Origin of the sequence: Mesorhizobium sp. KACC 23794 (genome assembly GCF_052180275.1) — a bacterium.
Lineage (GTDB): Bacteria > Pseudomonadota > Alphaproteobacteria > Rhizobiales > Rhizobiaceae > Kumtagia.
The window spans coordinates 1708233-1726103 of sequence record NZ_CP197465.1 but is presented as its reverse complement, the minus strand read 5'-3'; the positions used below and the strand labels follow the sequence as shown (position 1 = coordinate 1726103).

The window sequence follows — 17871 nt, the reverse complement described above, 5'->3', positions numbered from 1 at the left end:
CATTGCCTGCGCACCGGCCCGCCCGCAAGGCGGGCCGGTGCGCATCTCCTACGAACTCCCAGCGGTATAGAGGGTCGTATGTCTTCCTTTGCCTCCCTGACCAGGCGGACGTTCCTGGTAGCCCTGCTTGCCGTCGGGCTGATCGCCTTGCCGCAATTTCATGCGCTCGCGCAGGCCGATCCGCTGCCCTCATGGAACGACGGCGCGGTCAAGTCGGCGATCACCGAGTTCGTCCAGCGCGTGACCACACAGGGCGGGCCGGACTTCGTGCCGGCCGAAGAGCGCATCGCCACCTTCGACAATGACGGGACGCTGTGGTGCGAGCAGCCCTTCTATTTCCAGATGGCCTTCGCCTTCGACCGCGTCAGGGCGATAGCGCCGCAGCATCCGGAATGGAAGGACGAACAACCCTTCAAGGCGCTGCTGGAGGGCGACGTGAAGACCGCGGCGACGGCCGGCGAGAAGGGCCTGCTGTCCGTGATCGCTGCTACGCACAGCGGCATGACCACCGAGGAATTCTCGAGCGAGGTGCTGGACTGGACGAAGACCGCACGGCATCCGCGCTTCAATCGGCCCTACACCGAACTGGTCTACCAGCCGATGCTGGAGGTGATGCAGTATCTGCGCGCCAACGGCTTCAAGACCTTCATCGTGTCAGGTGGCGGCATCGACTTCATGCGGCCATGGACGGAACGCGTGTACGGCATTCCGCCCGAGCAGGTGATGGGCTCGTCGAGCGTGACGGAATTCAAGCTCACCAGCGACGGCAAGCCGGAGCTGATCAAGACCGCCAAAGTGCAATTCATCGACGACGGCCCCGGCAAGCCGGTCGGCATCCAGCAGCATATCGGCCGCTGGCCGATCATCGCCTTCGGCAATTCCGACGGCGACCTGCAGATGCTGCAATATGTGTCCGGCGGCCCGGGGGCACGGCTGGCGCTCTACGTTCACCACGACGACGCGGAGCGCGAATATGCCTATGACCGGTCCTCCGAGATCGGCAAGCTCGACAAGGGCCTCGACGAGGCCGCGGCCAAGGGCTGGCCGGTGATCAGCATGAAACGCGACTGGAAGGTGATTTTTCCCGCGTCACAGTGACTGGAAGCGCGACGGTGAATCTTGCTCGAAGCGTCGCGGTCGAGATATCGGGGAGGAGACATCGTGATCAAAGCGTTACTCGCAACGCTCGCCTTGATTTGCGTGGCGCCATTGGCACTGGCGCAGGATCTTGCGTCCGAAGCGCCTGAGAAGCGTGCAATCGAGCGCCGCGCGGTGGAAGCCGTTGTCTGGGGAATGCCGGCGGTGAATGCCGACCTGATGCTTCAGGCGATGCTCGCAACGACCACGGCGAAGGCCAACGAGATCGTCTACTGGTCGCGGCCGGTCAACTGGACGAACCAGACGCTGACGCCCAACCCGGATTCCATCTATCTCATGTCCTTCTGGAACGTGAAGGACGGGCCACTGGTGATCGAGATTCCGCCGGCCGACGGCGGTTCGATCGCTGGAAACATCGCCGATGCCTGGCAGATGCCGCTGGAGGACGCCGGCCCGTATGGCGCCGACGAGGGCAAGGGCGGCAAATACCTGATCCTGCCGCCCGGCTACCAGAGCGAAAGGCCGGAAGGTTACATCGTGCTGCGGTCCGACACGTTCAGCGGCTTCGCGCTGCTGCGCTCCAACCTGGCGAGCCACAGCGACGCCGACATCGAGAAGTCGGTGGCCTACGGCAAGCGGGTGAAGATCTACCCGCTGTCGCAAGCTGCGAACCCGCCGGAAACGAGGTTCACGGACGCCTATGGCGTCATGTTCGATTCCACCATTCCGTATGATGCACGCTTCTTCGACAGCCTCGACAGAATCGTACAGAAGGAACCGTGGCTCGAACGCGATCGCGCCATGATCGACCAGCTCAGGACGCTTGGCATCGAGAAGGGCAAGCGGTTCCAGCCGGATCAGGCAATGCGCGATGCGCTCGACATGGCGGCCAAGGAAGCCCATTCGTTGCTCTCGGCCCGCTACGACAACGGTTTTCCCGTCATCAACGAAGGAATTCGCTGGTTCCCCGCCGCCATGCCGGAAATGGTGAAGGCCGCCAGCACCGGATATGCCGATCCGAACGCCTATGCGATCGATGCAAGAGCCGTCACCTATACGCTGGGCTTTACCGGCATCAAGCGGCTCGGCACCGCGCAATTCTATCTGATGGTGAACAAGGACAAGGATGGCGACGCCTTCGACGGCGGCCGCAGCTATCGTCTGACCGTGCCCGCCAATGCGCCGGTCAAGCAGTATTGGTCGGTGACCGTCTATGACAGGGAGACCCACGCGCTCGTCCGGGATATGCCGAAGGCAAGTGTCGCGTCGATCGGTGCCGGCGTGCAAAAGAACCCCGACGGCTCGGTCGACGTGTTCTTCGGCTCCAGGTCGCCGCCCGGCAAGGAGGCGAACTGGGTGCCGACCGATCCGAACCGCACGTTCGAACTGCTGTTCCGTCTCTACGGGCCGGAAAAGCCTTTGTTTGACAAGAGCTGGAAACTGCCGGATGTCGAGAAGGCGACGCAGTGACAAGCTGCCTGCCGGACGATTCGGCTATGTGGAAGAGCAGGGAGAGATGTTTCGATGAGATTGACCGCTTTGGTCGCGGCGTGCGCGGCTGGCCTGATCGCTTTCGCCACCACACCCACGCTGGCGGCCGACATCACGCCCGACGAAGCCCGCGCCATCGCCAAGGAGGCAACGATCTACGGCTTCCCGCTGGTCGACAGCTACCGCATCCAGTATTCGTATTTCGTCGACAAGGCCGATCCGGAGTTCAAGGGATCGTGGAATACGCTCAATAATACCGCGCGCGTCTATACGCCGGACGACAAGGCGATCCAGACGCCCAATTCGGACACGCCCTATTCCTTCGTCGGCGCCGACCTCCGGATCGAACCGCTGGTGATCACGGTGCCGGCCGTCGAGAAGAAGCGTTACTACTCCCTGCAATTCGTCGACATGTACACGTTCAATTTCGCCTATGTCGGCAGCCGCGCCACCGGCAACGAGGCGGGCAGCTATCTGCTTGCCGGCCCTGACTGGCAGGGCGAGAAGCCGCCCGGCATCAAGGAGGTCATCCGGTCGGAGACGCGGCTGGCGTTCGTTCTTTATCGCACGCAATTGTTCAGTCCGGCCGACATCGACAACGTCAAGGCAATCCAGGCGGGTTACAAGGTCGAGCCGCTCTCGGCCTTCCTCCACCACCCGCCGCCCGCGGCGGCCGCATCGATGGACTTCTTCAAGCCGCTCGATCCCCAGGACGAGAGGACATCGCCAGCCTTCTTCACCGAGCTGAACTTTATCCTGCAGTTCTGCCCGACGGACCCTTCCGAAACGGCGCTGATGGAGCGTTTTGCAAAACTCGGCATCGGCGCCGGCAAGAGCTTCGATCCGGAAGCCCTTTCGCCGGAGATCCGCAAGGCGGTGACGGACGGCATGGCCGACGCCTGGAAAGCATTCGCGGACTACAAGGCGACGGAACTCGATACCGGGAAGAAGACCAGTGCCGACGGCTTCGGCACGCGCGCATTCCTGAACAACGACTACATGGCCCGCATGGCGTCGGCGGTGCTCGGCATCTACGGCAACTCGAAAGACGAGGCGATCTATCCCGCCTATTTCACCGACGCGGACCGTCAGCCGACAAGCGGCGCAAACCGTTACGTCATGCGCTTCGCGCCCGGCCAGTTGCCACCGGTCAACGCCTTCTGGTCGCTGACGCTGTACCAACTGCCGTCCAGCCTGCTTTACGCCAACGCGCTTGACCGCTACCTGATCAATTCGCCGATGCTGCCCGGCTTGAAGAAAGACGCTGACGGCGGGACCACTCTGTACCTGCAAAACGAATCGCCCGGCGCCGACAAGGAAAGCAACTGGCTGCCGGTGCCGAAAGGACCGTTCTTCGCGGTGATGCGGCTCTACTGGCCAAAACCCGAGGCGCTCGACGGCAAATGGAAGGCCCCGGCGCTCGAACGTGCGAAATGAACAGGAGGATATCGTCGTGAAAACCAGATCGATCGTTTGCTCATCCGCGATCGCGATCACGCTGGCCGGCTGGATTCCAGTGATGGCTCTGGCGGCGGACTCCGTACCCGTCACCGCCGACAATTTCGTCCGCGCCGAATCGGACCTCTATTTCGCCGGACTGATCAGGGACAACGGTGGCATCGGCAAGATCGGGCACCGGCGCGAGCCTGCGAGCATCGACAATCAGACGGTCATCCGCCTCAACCGCGACACACTCTATTCGTCGGCGCTGTTCGACCTCGACGCCGGGCCGGTGACCATCACGCTGCCCGATGCGGGAGACCGCTTCATGTCGATGCAGGTGATCAACGAGGATCACTACGTGCCGGAGGTACACTACGGCGCAGGCAGCTACACTCTGGACAAGGAGAAGGTGGGCACGCGCTACGTCGTGGCGGGTATTCGTACCCTGGTCGACCCCGCGGATCCCGAGGATGTGAAGAAAGTCCACGCGCTGCAGGATGCGATCAAGGTCGAGCAGCCCGGCGGACCGGGGAAATTCGAGATTCCCGCTTGGGACCAGGCAAGCCAGAACAAGGTGCGCGACGCCCTGCTCGTCCTCAACAGCACCCTTCCCGATTTCAAGAAGGCATTCGGCACGAAGGAGGACGTCGATCCGGTCCGTCATCTGATCGGCAGCGCAGCCGGGTGGGGCGGCAATCCCGACAAGGACGCGGTCTATCTCAACGTCACGCCCGCCGGCAACGACGGCACCACGGTCTACAAGCTCGACGTCAAGGACGTGCCGGTCGACGCGTTCTGGTCGGTCAGCCTCTACGATGCCGAGGGTTATTACGAGAAGAACCCGTACAGCGCCTATTCGATCAACAACATCACCGCGAAGAAGGGCGATGGCGGCGCGGTCGCCATCCAGTTCGGCGGCTGCGACGGCAAGGTAGCGAACTGCCTGCCGATCATGAAGGGCTGGAACTACACCGTGCGGCTCTATCGCCCGCGCGCCGAGATCCTGGACGGCAAGTGGACATTCCCGGAGCCGCAGCCGGCGAAATGAAGGGCTGCTGGAGGGACGCCGACGGCTGGTGACTCCGACGGTCAAAGTCAACAGCCGCTGGCATCATTCAGCCGCCTGCAAGCGGGACATATCGAGGATCGCCTTGATCTCGGACCGGCATGAACCGCAATTCGTGCCTGCCCGCACCATCTTGCCGACTTCCTCGACGCTGCTGCACCCCCTCGTTATCGCGGCGGCGATCTGGTTGATGCCGACGCTGAAGCAAGAGCAGACGATGCGGCCGACCGCCGGCATCGGCACAGGCGCGCGTCCCGACAGCAGCGCACGGCGATCCAGCGGCGACAGCGGTTCTCCCGACGCAAGCAACGAAAGCAGCCAGTCGCGTCCGGGGAGTTGGCCGGGGCGTCCGACCATCAGCGCTTCCATAAGCCCGCCGGCGGCGTCGGTGGCTGCGGCGCGGAAGGACTGGCCGCGCCTGTCGGTATATTCCAGCAACTGGTCGCGGGGGACGATATCGAGCAGCCCGCGGGCGAGCAAGATGCCCTGGTCTGGGGACTCGGTGCCACAAAGCTCGTAGACCCATCCGCCGGCAACGGCGGCGCGGCTCCAATGGACGAAACCTGTCGGGCGCAGGTCGCGGCGGGTCATCAGAACCCCGGCCCACTCGACCGGCTCGCGGGAGATCCGCACCGGCACGTGTTTCAGCTCGGGCTGCCCCGACAGCGGATCGGCGAGCGGCGTCGACAGCGGACCCGCCGCCGCGTTGGCGGCAAACCGGCCGCTCCAGTGCATCGGCAAAAACGCCTCGCCACGGCGCTGACCATCTGTGATGCGCACCTTGGCGCGACCGCCGCCGTAGCGGCTGTCGAGGCGCGCGAGGTCGCCTTCCCGCAGGCCGATCTCGGCGGCGTCGGCCGGATTGATCTCCAGCGCGGGCTCCGGTGCGTTGGCCATCAGCCGGGGCACGAGCCCGGTGCGCGTCATCGTGTGCCATTGGTCGCGCAGGCGGCCGGTGTTGAGCGCGATCGGATGAGCGGCGTCGACCGGCAGCGCAGGCCCTTCCTGCCGGACGGCGATGAACCGCGCGCGCCCATCCGCCGTCGGGAAACGGCCATCCGCCAGCAGCCTATCCGCGGCCTTCGAACCACGCCTCGCCGGCCAATGCCGGGGCGAAAACGCCTCGTAGCCGGCGTCGCCCACATCCGCGAGATCGCCGATGTCGAACAGCCGGGCGCCTTCATTCTCGAACCCCGAGAGCGCGGCGTGTTCGCGAAAGATCGCCGCGGGGCCGGAATAGTCGAAGGCTTCCGAAAACCCCATGCGGCGGGCCACTTCCGTGACGGTCCACCAGTCGGGACGGGCCTCGCCGGGCCGGGATACGAAAGGGCGCTGGCGCGAGATGCGCCGCTCGGAATTGGTGACGGTGCCGTCCTTCTCGCCCCAGCCGGCGGCAGGCAGCAGCACGTCGGCAAAGCGAGTCGTGTCGGTATGGACGACATCCGAGACCACGACAAAATCGCAGCGCTTCAACGCCTCGCGCACCCGCCTCGCATCGGGCATGCTGACGGCCGGGTTGGTGCCCATGACCCAAAGCGCCTTGATGCGCCCGTCGGCAGCCGCCTCGAACATGTCGACGGCCTTCAGCCCGGCGCGTCTTGCGGTGCGCGGGGCGTTCCAGAAGCGGGCGACGCGTTCGACATCTGCCGGGTTGTCAAAGCCCATATGGGCGGCAAGCTGATTGGCGAGGCCGCCGACCTCGCGCCCGCCCATGGCGTTGGGCTGGCCGGTGACGGAGAACGGCCCCATGCCCGGCCTGCCGATGCGGCCGGTGGCGAGATGGCAGTTGACGATGGCGTTGACCTTGTCGGTGCCATGCGCCGACTGGTTGACGCCCTGACTGTAGACGGTGACCGAGCGCCCGGTCGTCGCGAACCAACTGTAAAAGCGCTCAATATCAGCGGGGGCGACATCGCATCCCTCGGCAACCCGCCGCACCGTCGGCGCGTCCGCGCCGGCGAGGGCGACGGCTTCGTCGAAGCCGCCGGTGTGGGCGGCGACATAGGCGGCATCGACCGCGCCGGTGCGCGCCAGATGGGCAAGCAGGCCGTTGAACAACAACACATCCGTGCCCGGTCTGATGGCCAGGTGCAGGTCGCAGTCGGCCACCGTCGCCGTGCGGCGGGGATCGATCACCACGATCCTGGTTCCACGGGCCGCGCGGGCCGCAAGCAGGCGCTGGTAGAGCACCGGATGGCACCAGGCCGCATTCGAGCCAGTGAGCACGACGAGGTCGGCCTGCTCGAAATCCTCGTAAGTACCTGGCACGATATCCTCGCCGAAGGCCCGCCGGTGGCCGGCGACAGAGGAGGCCATGCACAGCCGCGAATTGGTGTCGATGTTGCCCGAGCCGATAAAACCCTTCATCAGCTTGTTGGCGACGTAATAGTCCTCGGTCAGCAACTGGCCGGACACATAGAAGCCGACGGAATCCGGGCCATGCGAGGTAATCGTCTCGGAAAAACGGCGCGCCACGAGGTCGAGCGCCACGTTCCAGTCCGTCCGCTTGCCGCCGATCTCCGGATGCAGCAGCCGGCCGTTGAGGCCAAGCGTCTCGCCGAGTGCCGAACCTTTCGAGCAGAGTTTTCCAAGATTGGCCGGATGATCGGGGTCGCCGCGGACGGCAACGCTGCCGTCCGCGGCGACCCGCGCCAGCACGCCGCAACCCACCCCGCAATAGGGGCAGGTGGTCCTCACCTCGCGTGCTTCGTCGTTTGGAGCGATCACGACTGACGTTCCGCATTCGCAGACGGAGCCCAACATTGCCCCCCTCTGTCCTGCCTGACATCTCCCCCACAAGGGTGGAGATCGGCCCGGCCGCTTTGGTTTCGCCAATCTTCAACGCAGCAGAAGACGCGCCAAGACCGCCGCAGCCAATCTCCCCCTTCGTGGGGGAGATGTCCGGCAGGACAGAGGAGGGCAACGTAGGACGCCGTCATTTCGGTCACATCCGTTAGGGAGATCATTCCGCCGCCAGCAGCAATTCGCCGAGCGCGATCGAGATGCGTCCGCCCTCGACCTTGACCGGAATCGTCTTGACCGATCCTTCGTCGGCGCCCAGCGCCTTGCCGGTTTCCAGCGAGAACACCCAGTTGTGCAGTGGGCAGGTGACCGCCGCGCCATGGACGATGCCCTGGCTCAGCGGCCCGCCTTTGTGCGGACAGTGGTCCTCGATGGCGAAGACCTGGTCTTCCGCCGTGCGGAAGATGCCGATCTTGCCTTGAGGGGTCTCGACACAGCGCGCGCCGCGCTGCGGAATGTCGGCGAGCATGCCGATGGGCGTCCAGGTCATCGCATTTCTCTCTTGTCGCGTGGCGTCGGCCGGTTTGCTGATCTCACGGCCGCGATCACTCCGCGGCCTGCGCGAAACCGACGGCCGCAAGCGGCTGGAATTCGTGCTTGTCCTTGCCGGAGACGCGCTCCGACCAGGGATCGACCTGCGCGAATTTCTGGGAGAACACGAAGCGCTCGTAATAGGCTGTTCGCCTGTCGATATCGTCGAGGACCTGGCGCTTGATCTCCGCGATGCCGATACGCTTCGCCCATTTGTAGATGCGCTCGAGATAACGCGCCTGCTCGCGATACATCTGCGTCAGCGCGACGATGACCTCCAGCGCCTCGTCCTCGGACTTCACCTGGCCAAGCACCTCGGTGCCCTTGATGTCGAGGCCGGCCGCACCGGCAAAGTGGATATCGTAGCCTGAATCCACGCAGATCACGCCGACATCCTTGCAGGTCGCCTCGGCGCAGTTGCGCGGACAGCCGGACACCGCCATCTTGACCTTGGCCGGCGTCCACGAGCCCCACATGAATTTCTCGATGCGGATGCCGAGGCCGGTCGAATCCTGCGTGCCGAACCGGCACCAGTCGGTGCCGACGCAGGTCTTCACCGTGCGCAGGCCCTTGGCGTAGGCTTGGCCCGAGACGAAGCCGGCCTTGCCGAGATCGGCCCAGACCGCCGGCAGGTCCTGCTTGCGGATTCCCAGCATGTCGATGCGCTGTCCGCCGGTAACCTTCACCGCGGGAATCGCGAATTTGTCGACGACATCGGCAATGGCGCGAAGCTCCGTCGACGAAGTCATGCCACCCCACATGCGCGGCACCACCGAATAGGTGCCGTCCTTCTGGATGTTGGCGTGGACACGCTCATTGATGAAGCGCGATTGGTAGTCGTCGGCATATTCGTCCGGCCAGTCGCAGACGAGGTAGTAGTTGAGCGCCGGCCGGCATTTTGCGCAGCCGCAGGAGGTCTTCCATTGAAGCTCCTGCATGATTGCGGGAATGGTCTTCAGCCCCTTGGCCTTGATCAGCCGGCGCACGTCGTCGTGCCCGAGTGTTGTGCAGGCGCACATCGGCTGGACGGCCGCGGGATTGTAGGCGTCGCCGAGCGTCAACTTCAGCAGTTGCTCGACCAGCCCCGTGCACGAACCGCACGAGGCGGAGGCTTTTGTGTGGGCGCGCACATCGTCGAGGCCGGTCAGCCCCTTGCCGGTGATCGCGCCGGTGATCTTGCCCTTGCAGACGCCGTTGCAGCCGCAGATTTCCGCATCATCCGCCAATGCCGCAACGGCCGCCATAGGGTCCAGCGGAGACCCTCCCTGATACGCCTGGCCGAAGATCAGCGTGTCGCGCATCTCCGAAATGTCGGTCTGCTTTTTCTTCAGATCGTTGAACCAGGCGCCGTCGCCCGTCTCGCCGTAGAGCACCGTGCCGATGACGCGGTTGTCCTTCAGCACCAGCCGCTTGTAGATGCCGGAGGCGGCGTCGCGCAGCACGATCTCCTCGCGGTCGTCGCCGTCGGCGAAATCGCCCAACGAATAGAGGTCGATGCCGGTCACCTTGAGTTTGGTCGGCGTGTCCATGTGGACGAATTTTGCCACATCGTCACCGGCGAGCCGCGACGCGGCGACCCGCGCCATCTCGTAGAGCGGCGCGACCAGGCCGTAGACATTGCCGCCAACCTCGGCGCATTCGCCGAGCGCAAAAATATCTGGATCGGAGGTGCGCATGCCGGCATCGACGACGATGCCGCGATTGACCTCCAGCCCGGCATCCTTCGCCAGCGCCGCACTCGGCCGGATGCCGACGGCCATGACGACGAGATCGGCCGGTATGACCGTTCCGTCGGCCAGTTCGACACCCTGGACCTTGCCGTCGCCGACGATCGCCTTGGTATTCGCCTTGGTGATCACCTTGATGCCGCGCGCCTCCACGGCCTTTTGCAGCAGATAGCCGGCGGTCGGATCGAGCTGCCGCTCCATCAGCGTCGGCATGACATGCAGCACGGTCACGTCCATGTCGCGCATGCGCAGGCCAGCCGCGGCTTCGAGCCCGAGCAGGCCGCCGCCGATGACGACGGCCTTCGCCCGCGATTGGGCGGCGAGCAGCATGGCGTTGACGTCGTCGAGGTCGCGATAGGTCAGTACGCCGGGAAGATCCTTGCCCGGCACGGGAATGATGAACGGCACCGAACCCGTGGCGATGACCAGCCTGTCGTAGCCTTCGGTCACCCCGTGGTCGGAGGTCACCGTCTTCGCCTCGCGATCGATGGAGACGATCCTGTGACCCTTGTAGAGGGTGATCCCGTGCTTGATGTACCAGCCGTCGCCATGGATGACGATCTGCTCGAAATCCTTCTCGCCGGAGAGGACGGGCGAGAGCATGATGCGGTCGTAGTTCACACGCGGCTCGGCGTTGAAGATGGTGACCTGGTAGCGGTCGTGCATGGCTTCCAGCAGATGCTCCAGCATCCTGCCCGGCGCCATACCGTTGCCGACGATGACGAGTTTTTCGGTCATGTCGCGATCCCCCGATTCACTCGGCCGCCGCGAGCGATGGCGCGCCCGCCGTCGCGGAGACGCGGTTCATCCGCAGGATTGACGCATGCATCCAGGCGAGGCAGGCCGCGACGACCGCGAACAGCAGCATGAAGCAACTCGACCAGACGCCCGTCAGGTCGTTCAGCGCGCCGAAGGCGATCGGCAGCACGAAGCCGCCGAGGCCGCCGATCATGCCGACGAGGCCACCGACTGCGCCGACACTGTCGGGATAGTAGACAGGGATGTGCTTGTAGACGGCGGCCTTGCCGATCGCCATGAAGAAGCCCAGCACGAAGGCGATGGCAATGAAAGCCAGCCAGCCGATTTCGAAGTGGAAGGCGATCGGGCCGTTGATGCCGCGTACTGTATAGTCGGTCGTCGGCAGCGCCAGCACCGCGCAGCACAAGGCCGACACGGTGAAGGTCCAGTAGAGCACGGTGCGCGCGCCGAGGCGGTCGGACAACACGCCGCCATAGGCGCGGAAGATCGAGGCCGGGATCGAATAGGCCGCGCCGATCATGCCGGCGGTGGCGATGTCGAAACCGTAGACGCCGATCAGATAACGCGGCAGCCACAGCGCCAGCGCCACGAAGCCGCCGAAGACGAAGAAATAGTAGAGGCCGAAGCGCCAGACCTGAAGATTCTTCAGCGGTGCGAATTCCTGCCAGAAGCTCTTCGTGATGCGGGCCGCGCCGGCCCGGCGCGCGCGGATCACCGGATCGTCCTCGGTGCCGAACCAGAAGATCAACGCCATGAAGGCAAGCACGCAGGCCCAGATCACGGCGACGTCCTGCCAGCCCCAGGCCAGCAGTACGAACGGCGCGGCGAATTTGGTGACGGCCGCGCCGACATTGCCGACGCCGAAGATGCCGAGCGCCGTCCCTTGCTTGCCCGCAGGATAGAAGCGCGAGACATAGGCGACGCCGACGGCGAAGGAGCCGCCGGCAAGGCCGACGCCAAGTGCGGCGAGCAGCATCTGCGTGTAGGTATGGGCGAAGGCGAGCAGGAAGGTCGCGGCGGCGGCAGCGAGCATGGTCGCGGTGTAGACGAGGCGCCCGCCAAAACGGTCGGTCCAGACGCCGAGCACGATGCGCACCAGCGAGCCGGTGAGGATCGGCGTGCCGACCAGCAGGCCAAACTGCGTTTCGCTGAGGCCGAGTTCCTGCTTGATGCGCACGCCGATGATCGAAAAGATCGTCCACACGGCGAAGCAGACGGTGAAGGCGATGGTGGACATGGCAAGCGCGCGAGCCGAGGCTTTGTCCTGGCTTGGCGCGGCTGGGAAGGTTTCTGTCATTGTCGGCTCCGTTAAGCGGCGTGAGGCCACGCCGGATTGGATCGCGAAAACAAAAAAGCCGCCGGCCAAGTCTTCGCGTCCGGAAATCCGGGATCGCGTTTCGACTTGAGCGGCAGCTTTGCCTGAGAGGCGCCCGCCATTGGACGCCGATATTTTTGGCCCGAGGGCCTCGCAAATACCCAAGCACGAATCGTGCCAGTTTTGGCGATCAGAAATAATTCTTTTATTTCAATTACTTATCGACAACCGGCAACTGGACGAAATTGGCGCGCAAGCGGTCAAACGATAGTCAATTGCTCGCCACACTGCCCATTTCTTGTGCGACGCACAAAGATGCTCATCCGGCGATCACGCCACATCGAGTCGGCGTTGCACGGCGATATAGGCGTCGAGTTGGTCGGGATCGAACAGGCTGCCGTCGAAGAACCCGTCCGGTCCGAGCGTCAGGCTGGCGCCGGCAGAGCCGACGGGCGTTTCCGCCTTCAGCGCGCCTTCCACCTTGGCGTTGGCGCCGGGCAGCGCCACGCCGAGCGGCCTCAGCGCCTCGCGATAGATGTCCGGCCTGTAGGTCTCGCGGGCAATCGAAGCGTTGGCCACGCTGTGCTCGACCTGCCCCCAGCGCGCCATCTGGCTGTAGAACCACAGCGCGTGGCTCTTCCATGGAAAGGTCGCCGCCTTGGCCAGCGGCACGAAAAAATCCGCCAAATCGACCGTCGAGTCCGGGCCGGTACGGAGTCGGCCCGACAGAGCCGGCAGCATCCATTCCGCCGGTCGGCCGACATAGGCCGGCGACGCCAGCATACCGGCCAGTTCGATATGGTTGGCGGGCTCGGCACACCATTGCGCAGAACGGTAAAGCGCGCGCAGCAGCGCGGCGAGCGCTTCCGGTCTTTCCTCCGCCCAGGATTGCGCGACGCCCAGAACCTTTTCCGGACTGGAGCGCCATATCGCCGCCTTGACCGTGGCGATGTGTCCATGGCCGAGGGCGACGGCAGCCGTGTTCCACGGCTCGCCGACGCAATAGCCGTCGAGCGCGCCGGAACCCAGCGCATCCGCCATCAACGGCGGCGGCACGATGACGATCTCGACGTCGCGGTCCGGATCAATGCCGCAGCCGGCAAGCCAGTAGCGGAGTTCGTAGTTGTGGCCCGAATGCGGGTGCACAACGGCAAAGCGCGGCGGCGGCTGGCCGGAACGCAACCGCTCAGCCAACACGGCCTTCAACGCCTCGCCGGCACCGCGCGGCGCAAGATCGCCCGCCGCGCCATGCGCAGCCATTGCCCGCCAGAGCCCGTTCGACACGGTGACGGCATTGCCGCCGAGGCCGAGCGCAATCGGCGCCACGGTGCGCGCGGCAAGCGGCGTCAGCCCGAGGTTGCAGGCGATCGGCATCGGCGCCAGCATGTGCGCGACCTGAAAATGGCCGACCGCCAGCCGGTCGCGGATATTGGCCCACGACGTCTCGCGCACCAGCGTGAGTTCGACCCCTTCGGCCTCGGCAAAACCCTTCTCCCGCGCGGCGACCAGCAGGGCGCTATCGAGCAGCGGAAGGAAACCGGCGGCAATCTGGTGGGTGGCCGTCATGCGTCGTCTCCCGGCCCTAACAACCCGGCCGCCGTGACCAGGCTGCGCGCAATCTCACCGATCCTGCGGTTCTGGTTCATCGCCGTCTTGCGCAGCAGCGCATAGGCTTCCGCCTCCGGAAGGCCGCGCGATTTCATCAGGATGCCCTTGGCCCTCTCGATGACCTTGCGGTCCTCAAGCTCGCTGCGGGCCTCGTCAAGTTCGCGCGACAGCCGCGCGAAGGCGTTGAAGCGGCTGATGGCCAGGTCGAGGATCGGCTTCACCCGTTCGCGCTTCAGGCCATCGACAATATAGGCCGACACGCCGGCGTCGATCGCCGCCTCGATCGAGGCCCTGTCGGAGCGGTCGACGAACATGGCGATGGGCCGCTTCACCGCGCGCGAAAGCTGGAACATGTTCTCCAGCATGTCGCGGTTGGGGTTTTCCAGGTCGATGACGATGACATCTGGATTAATCTCGGCGATACGCCGGGCAATGCCGGCGACGTCGTGCACCAGCGTCACCCGGTCATGGCCGGCCTCACGCAGCCCCGCCTCGATGATCGCGGCGCGGATACGGTTCTCGTCGATGACCAGTATGGCGAGGGATGCTGCAGCCATGCCGCATTTTGCGCGTCGCCGGCGATTGTGCAATGCGGCATTTGGGATGCGTCAGCCATCGCTGACGAAACCGCCTTTAACGTCGGCAGTCGCCATAATTGACAAGAGAGCCAGGGCTGCGGCAGACTCTGCTTACCAATCGTTCGATAAACAGGCTTGGTATCGCCCCGAGCCGGGAGACCGGCACATTGAGGATCAAAAATGGCGACCTTGCTCAGCATCGAGCGCAGTAGCCGGAAGGCCGGCCGGACCGCATTGGCGATGTCGCGGATCGACGTGCCGTTGAAGCCGCGCTGCGCGAACAGGCGGCACGCCTCCGCGATGATCTGCGCCTGCTTGTCGCCGTTGCCGCTGCGTCCTGGTCGAGCGGTTCCTGCGCCGTCATCGTTCGCCGTCTTTCCCGTCACTGGTCTTGAAGCTCATGCGCGACTTTGCAACCTGCGGGTTGTGGAGATTGAGCGAGGCAAGCTCATACTCCGTTTCCAGGAACGCACGGCAGCCGATCTCCTCCGCGCGGCGAATAGCCCGCAACGTGATCAATGTCGTGTCCCGCGACCTCGTCTTGAAAGCTTCGGCGATCTCGACCGCCGGTCCAGAGCCCTGCCCTCCTCGACGACCTCGCTGACCAGCCCGTAGGCAAGGGCCTCGGACGGCGTGAGCCCGCCCTCGTCGAGCAGGATGACGCTCGCCTGCAAGCGGCCGCCCGCCCGCACCAGATGGAAGGCGATTGCGCCGTCCGGCACAAGGCTGCGGCTGCCGAAAGGCGCCTTGAACGCGGCGTTGGCGCCGGCAATGACAAAATCGCAGGTCAGCGCCTGGCTCCAGCCGACGCCGGCGGCAGGCCCCTCGACGGCCGCCAGCACCGGGACCGACAGGCCGGAAATCCTGGCCAGCACGCCTTGCAGGTAGCGCAGCCGGTAGGCGTCCTTGAACAGGCCGTCACCACGCCCCTGCACATCTTTCATGTCGCCACCGGCCGAGAAGGCAAGCGGGCCGCCGGCAATGACAAAGGCCGTGGTCGCCTCGTCGTCCTCGGCTTGCGCGAGCAGGTCATTGAGTTGCTGCCAGCATTGCAGGTTGAGCGCGTTGCGCGCCTCCTGACGGTCCTCATGGGCTCCGCCACCGGCGCCCTGCTTGGCTTCGTCTTCGGCCAAATGGCCATCCGCCGGCAGGGCATCTATTTCGCCATGATCACGCTGGCGCTTGCGCAGATGGTCTTCATCTGCCTGCGCGCGCCCTTCACCGGCGGCGAGGACGGCCTGCAGGCGGTGCCGCGCGGCGACCTGTTCGGCCTGTTCAGCCTCGCCGACGACATGTCGATGTATTATTTCGTCGCCGTGCCGTTCATCGCCGCCACGCTGCTGATGTAACGCATCAACTATTCGCCCTTCGGCGAGGCGCTGCGCACCATCCGCGGCAACGAGCAGCGCGTCGAATCCCTCGGCTACAAGGTGTTTCGCTACAAGCTGGTGCTCTACGTGCTGGCCATCGCCTTCGCCGGCTTTGCCGGCGCCATCAAGGTGCAGGTGTTCCATCTCGCCACTCTCACCGACGTCTACTGGACGACCTCCGGCGACGCGGTGCTGATGAACCTGCTCGGCGGCATCGGCACCATCTTCGGACCGATCGTCGGCGCACTCGCCATGGTGTCGATGCAGACCTACCTCGCGCATTTCGGCTCGTGGGTGACGGTGCTGCACGGCCTGATCTTCATCGTTTGCGTGATGGTCTTCCGCGAGGGCATCGTCGGGCAGCTGTCGAAACTGACCGGCTGGGCGCTCTGAGAACCATGCACTATACGCCTGATAAGAACGACCACGGCCTGGCCTACAGCCCCTTCAACGCCCTGGTCTCGCCGCGCCCGATCGGCTGGATCTCGACGCTGACGCCCACGGGCCCCGTCAATCTCGCGCCCTACAGTTTCTACAACGCGGTTTCGGGCCACCCGCCTTTCGTCATGTTCGCCAGTTCGACACCGAAGGACTCGCGCCGCAACGCCGAGCAGGCCGGCGAGTTCGTCGTAAACCTCGCCGGTTTTGCCATGCGCGACGCCATGGGCCGCAGTTCCGAAGCGGTCGCCGAGGAGGTCAGCGAGCCCGACCTGCTCGGCATCGACATGGCGCCGTCCATCGCCGTGAAGACGCCGCGTGTTGCCTTGGCGCAAGCCGCACTCGAATGCCGCTACGACAAGACCGTCATCTCCAACAAGCAAATGTTCGTCGACACCGAACCGTTCAATTCCGGCGCGGACGGCATGACCATCGACGCCGAAGGGTTCTTGTGGGTCGCCTTCGTCAATTCCGGCGAGATCGCCCGCTTCGACCCTTTGGGCCGCACCGCGCTCGTCGTCGACATGCCGTGCAGGATGCCGACCAATGTCGGCTTCGGCGGGCCGACCCTCGACGCGCTCTACGTCACCTCGCTCAAGCAGACGCCGAACATAACCGCCGACGGCCCCGGCGCCGGCTGGCTCTATTCGATCACCGGGCTGGGCGTAAAAGGCCTGCCGGAGACCCGCTTCAACGGATAGCGATCACGACCAGCCGTAGAGAGGCAGCCGGCTTGCGCCTGCCTCTCCCTTCCTGCGCGGGCAACAAGCGCCCTATGCGAAAATCTCCGCGAGTTCCTTCACGTCCGTGCCTTCCTTGACGTAGCGCAATTCGACATAGGCGACGGCCATGGCGATCGAAATAAGCACCGCCGCCACAGCCGAAACCAGGGCGGCCAGAAGAGCGCCAATGATGCTGGAAACGCCGGTTACCGCGATCACCAGCAGTCCAAGGGCGATCTGCACGACGATCAAGGCGATGTAGATGATCACCATCAGCCCGAAGATGCGCCAGCGGCTCCCCTTCGTCAGGTCGGCGCTACGCTTCATGCTTTCGAGAATACCGAGCCGCTCGTGTACCAGCACCGGGATCGCCGCCGACCAGCGGACAAGCAGATAGATCCCGGGGATGATGATGAGCATGAAGCCGATCGCGATACCCAGATACATCAGGATCGAAAGCCCGATGATCGGCAGCACCACGGCAAGCCCGCGGCTGAGGCTGTCGCCGAAGGTCGGCTGCTGCCCGTTCAGGTCTTCGATCGTCGTCCGCACCAGAGCCGCCTGAAGGATCGCTGCCAGAACCATGTATACAACGAAGACGATCAATCCGCCGAGGATGGACGTCGCGTCGAACGCGGGCGACGGAGGCGCGCCCGTTTCCGCCGAGACAAGCGCGGCCTCGACCTGTGCGCCGGACCAAAGCTGATACAGGAAGGTCGGTATGCCCGAAAAAATCGCGGCCAGCCCGATGCAAAGGCCGAAATTGCGGCCAAGCACGCTGAATGTGTCGCCGAACACACGGCCGATGCGAAAACGCGCCGGCCGGTCGAAACTTGCCATGGTCATGCTCTTCCCCTTCTCGCTGACGCCTGTCCCCCCGGAACACGTATCGCGTGCAAGGTGCCAATCTTGAAGCCTGCCGT

Annotated in this window: 17 protein-coding genes; 7 read left to right on the top strand and 10 right to left on the bottom strand. The window is 64.7% G+C overall.

Features of this window, described 5'->3' with window-relative positions; translation table 11 throughout:
• Nucleotides 1-78: 78 nt before the first annotated feature.
• The 4 genes from ACSBOB_RS08565 to ACSBOB_RS08550 all read left to right on the top strand — a co-directional run bounded on the left by ACSBOB_RS08565 (nt 79) and on the right by ACSBOB_RS08550 (nt 5080).
• Entirely contained in the window at nt 79-1098 is a 1020-nt protein-coding gene (locus ACSBOB_RS08565; RefSeq protein ID WP_442582009.1) for an HAD family hydrolase, read from the top strand.
• A gap of 63 nt (nt 1099-1161) precedes the next feature.
• Complete coding sequence (locus ACSBOB_RS08560) at nt 1162-2568, top strand: DUF1254 domain-containing protein (protein WP_442582008.1); 1407 nt, start codon at nt 1162-1164, stop codon at nt 2566-2568.
• A gap of 54 nt (nt 2569-2622) precedes the next feature.
• Nucleotides 2623-4026 carry a DUF1254 domain-containing protein gene (locus tag ACSBOB_RS08555; protein WP_442582007.1) on the top strand — a complete coding sequence of 468 codons (1404 nt, stop codon included), beginning with the start codon at nt 2623-2625 and terminating at the stop codon, nt 4024-4026.
• 82 nt (nt 4027-4108) lie between these two features.
• The gene (locus ACSBOB_RS08550; RefSeq protein WP_442583686.1) at nt 4109-5080 is read left to right on the top strand and encodes a DUF1254 domain-containing protein; all 972 of its coding nucleotides are present in this window, start codon (nt 4109-4111) and stop codon (nt 5078-5080) included.
• Between the two features lie 63 nt (nt 5081-5143).
• Here the strand turns inward: ACSBOB_RS08550 and ACSBOB_RS08545 are convergent, their stop codons facing one another.
• The 9 genes from ACSBOB_RS08545 to ACSBOB_RS08505 form a co-directional block, all read right to left on the bottom strand.
• On the bottom strand, nt 5144-7825 hold the full coding sequence (locus ACSBOB_RS08545; RefSeq protein ID WP_442582006.1) for a nitrate reductase: 2682 nt from the start codon (nt 7823-7825) through the stop codon (nt 5144-5146).
• 235 nt (nt 7826-8060) lie between these two features.
• Nucleotides 8061-8390: a nitrite reductase small subunit NirD gene (gene nirD, locus ACSBOB_RS08540; RefSeq protein ID WP_442582005.1), complete on the bottom strand. Its 330-nt coding sequence runs from the start codon at nt 8388-8390 to the stop codon at nt 8061-8063.
• 55 nt (nt 8391-8445) lie between these two features.
• Nucleotides 8446-10896 (bottom strand): nitrite reductase large subunit NirB, encoded by a 2451-nt coding sequence (gene nirB, locus ACSBOB_RS08535; RefSeq protein ID WP_442582004.1) that lies wholly within the window; start codon nt 10894-10896, stop codon nt 8446-8448.
• Between the two features lie 16 nt (nt 10897-10912).
• The gene (locus tag ACSBOB_RS08530; protein ID WP_442582003.1) at nt 10913-12214 is read right to left on the bottom strand and encodes an MFS transporter; all 1302 of its coding nucleotides are present in this window, start codon (nt 12212-12214) and stop codon (nt 10913-10915) included.
• A gap of 348 nt (nt 12215-12562) precedes the next feature.
• On the bottom strand, nt 12563-13798 hold the full coding sequence (locus tag ACSBOB_RS08525) for a CmpA/NrtA family ABC transporter substrate-binding protein (RefSeq protein WP_442582002.1): 1236 nt from the start codon (nt 13796-13798) through the stop codon (nt 12563-12565).
• Nucleotides 13795-14397 carry an ANTAR domain-containing response regulator gene (locus ACSBOB_RS08520; RefSeq protein WP_442582001.1) on the bottom strand — a complete coding sequence of 201 codons (603 nt, stop codon included), beginning with the start codon at nt 14395-14397 and terminating at the stop codon, nt 13795-13797. The genes ACSBOB_RS08525 and ACSBOB_RS08520 overlap by 4 nt, the downstream gene beginning before the upstream one ends.
• Nucleotides 14298-14804, bottom strand: a complete 507-nt coding sequence (locus ACSBOB_RS08515; RefSeq protein WP_442582000.1) for a TetR family transcriptional regulator — start codon at nt 14802-14804, stop codon at nt 14298-14300. Before ACSBOB_RS08515 ends, ACSBOB_RS08520 begins: the two co-directional genes overlap by 100 nt.
• Nucleotides 14779-14937: a hypothetical protein gene (locus ACSBOB_RS08510; RefSeq protein ID WP_442581999.1), complete on the bottom strand. Its 159-nt coding sequence runs from the start codon at nt 14935-14937 to the stop codon at nt 14779-14781. The genes ACSBOB_RS08515 and ACSBOB_RS08510 overlap by 26 nt, the downstream gene beginning before the upstream one ends.
• Nucleotides 14934-15551, bottom strand: coding sequence for an enoyl-CoA hydratase/isomerase family protein (locus ACSBOB_RS08505; protein ID WP_442581998.1), 618 nt, complete (start codon nt 15549-15551; stop codon nt 14934-14936). Before ACSBOB_RS08505 ends, ACSBOB_RS08510 begins: the two co-directional genes overlap by 4 nt.
• Here ACSBOB_RS08505 and ACSBOB_RS08500 point away from each other — a divergent pair, their 5' ends adjacent.
• From ACSBOB_RS08500 to ACSBOB_RS08490, 3 genes are read left to right on the top strand one after another with little or no spacing between them, the layout of a single operon-like run.
• A complete protein-coding gene (locus ACSBOB_RS08500; RefSeq protein WP_442581997.1) occupies nt 15552-15767 on the top strand; it encodes a hypothetical protein in 216 nt (71 codons plus the stop codon).
• Between the two features lie 3 nt (nt 15768-15770).
• Nucleotides 15771-16181, top strand: coding sequence for a branched-chain amino acid ABC transporter permease (locus ACSBOB_RS08495; RefSeq protein ID WP_442583685.1), 411 nt, complete (start codon nt 15771-15773; stop codon nt 16179-16181).
• Between the two features lie 5 nt (nt 16182-16186).
• Nucleotides 16187-16927 (top strand): SMP-30/gluconolactonase/LRE family protein, encoded by a 741-nt coding sequence (locus tag ACSBOB_RS08490; protein WP_442581996.1) that lies wholly within the window; start codon nt 16187-16189, stop codon nt 16925-16927.
• A gap of 72 nt (nt 16928-16999) precedes the next feature.
• Here ACSBOB_RS08490 and ACSBOB_RS08485 read toward each other — a convergent pair whose 3' ends face one another.
• Nucleotides 17000-17794, bottom strand: coding sequence for a glycerophosphoryl diester phosphodiesterase membrane domain-containing protein (locus tag ACSBOB_RS08485; protein ID WP_442581995.1), 795 nt, complete (start codon nt 17792-17794; stop codon nt 17000-17002).
• Nucleotides 17795-17871 lie beyond the last annotated feature (77 nt).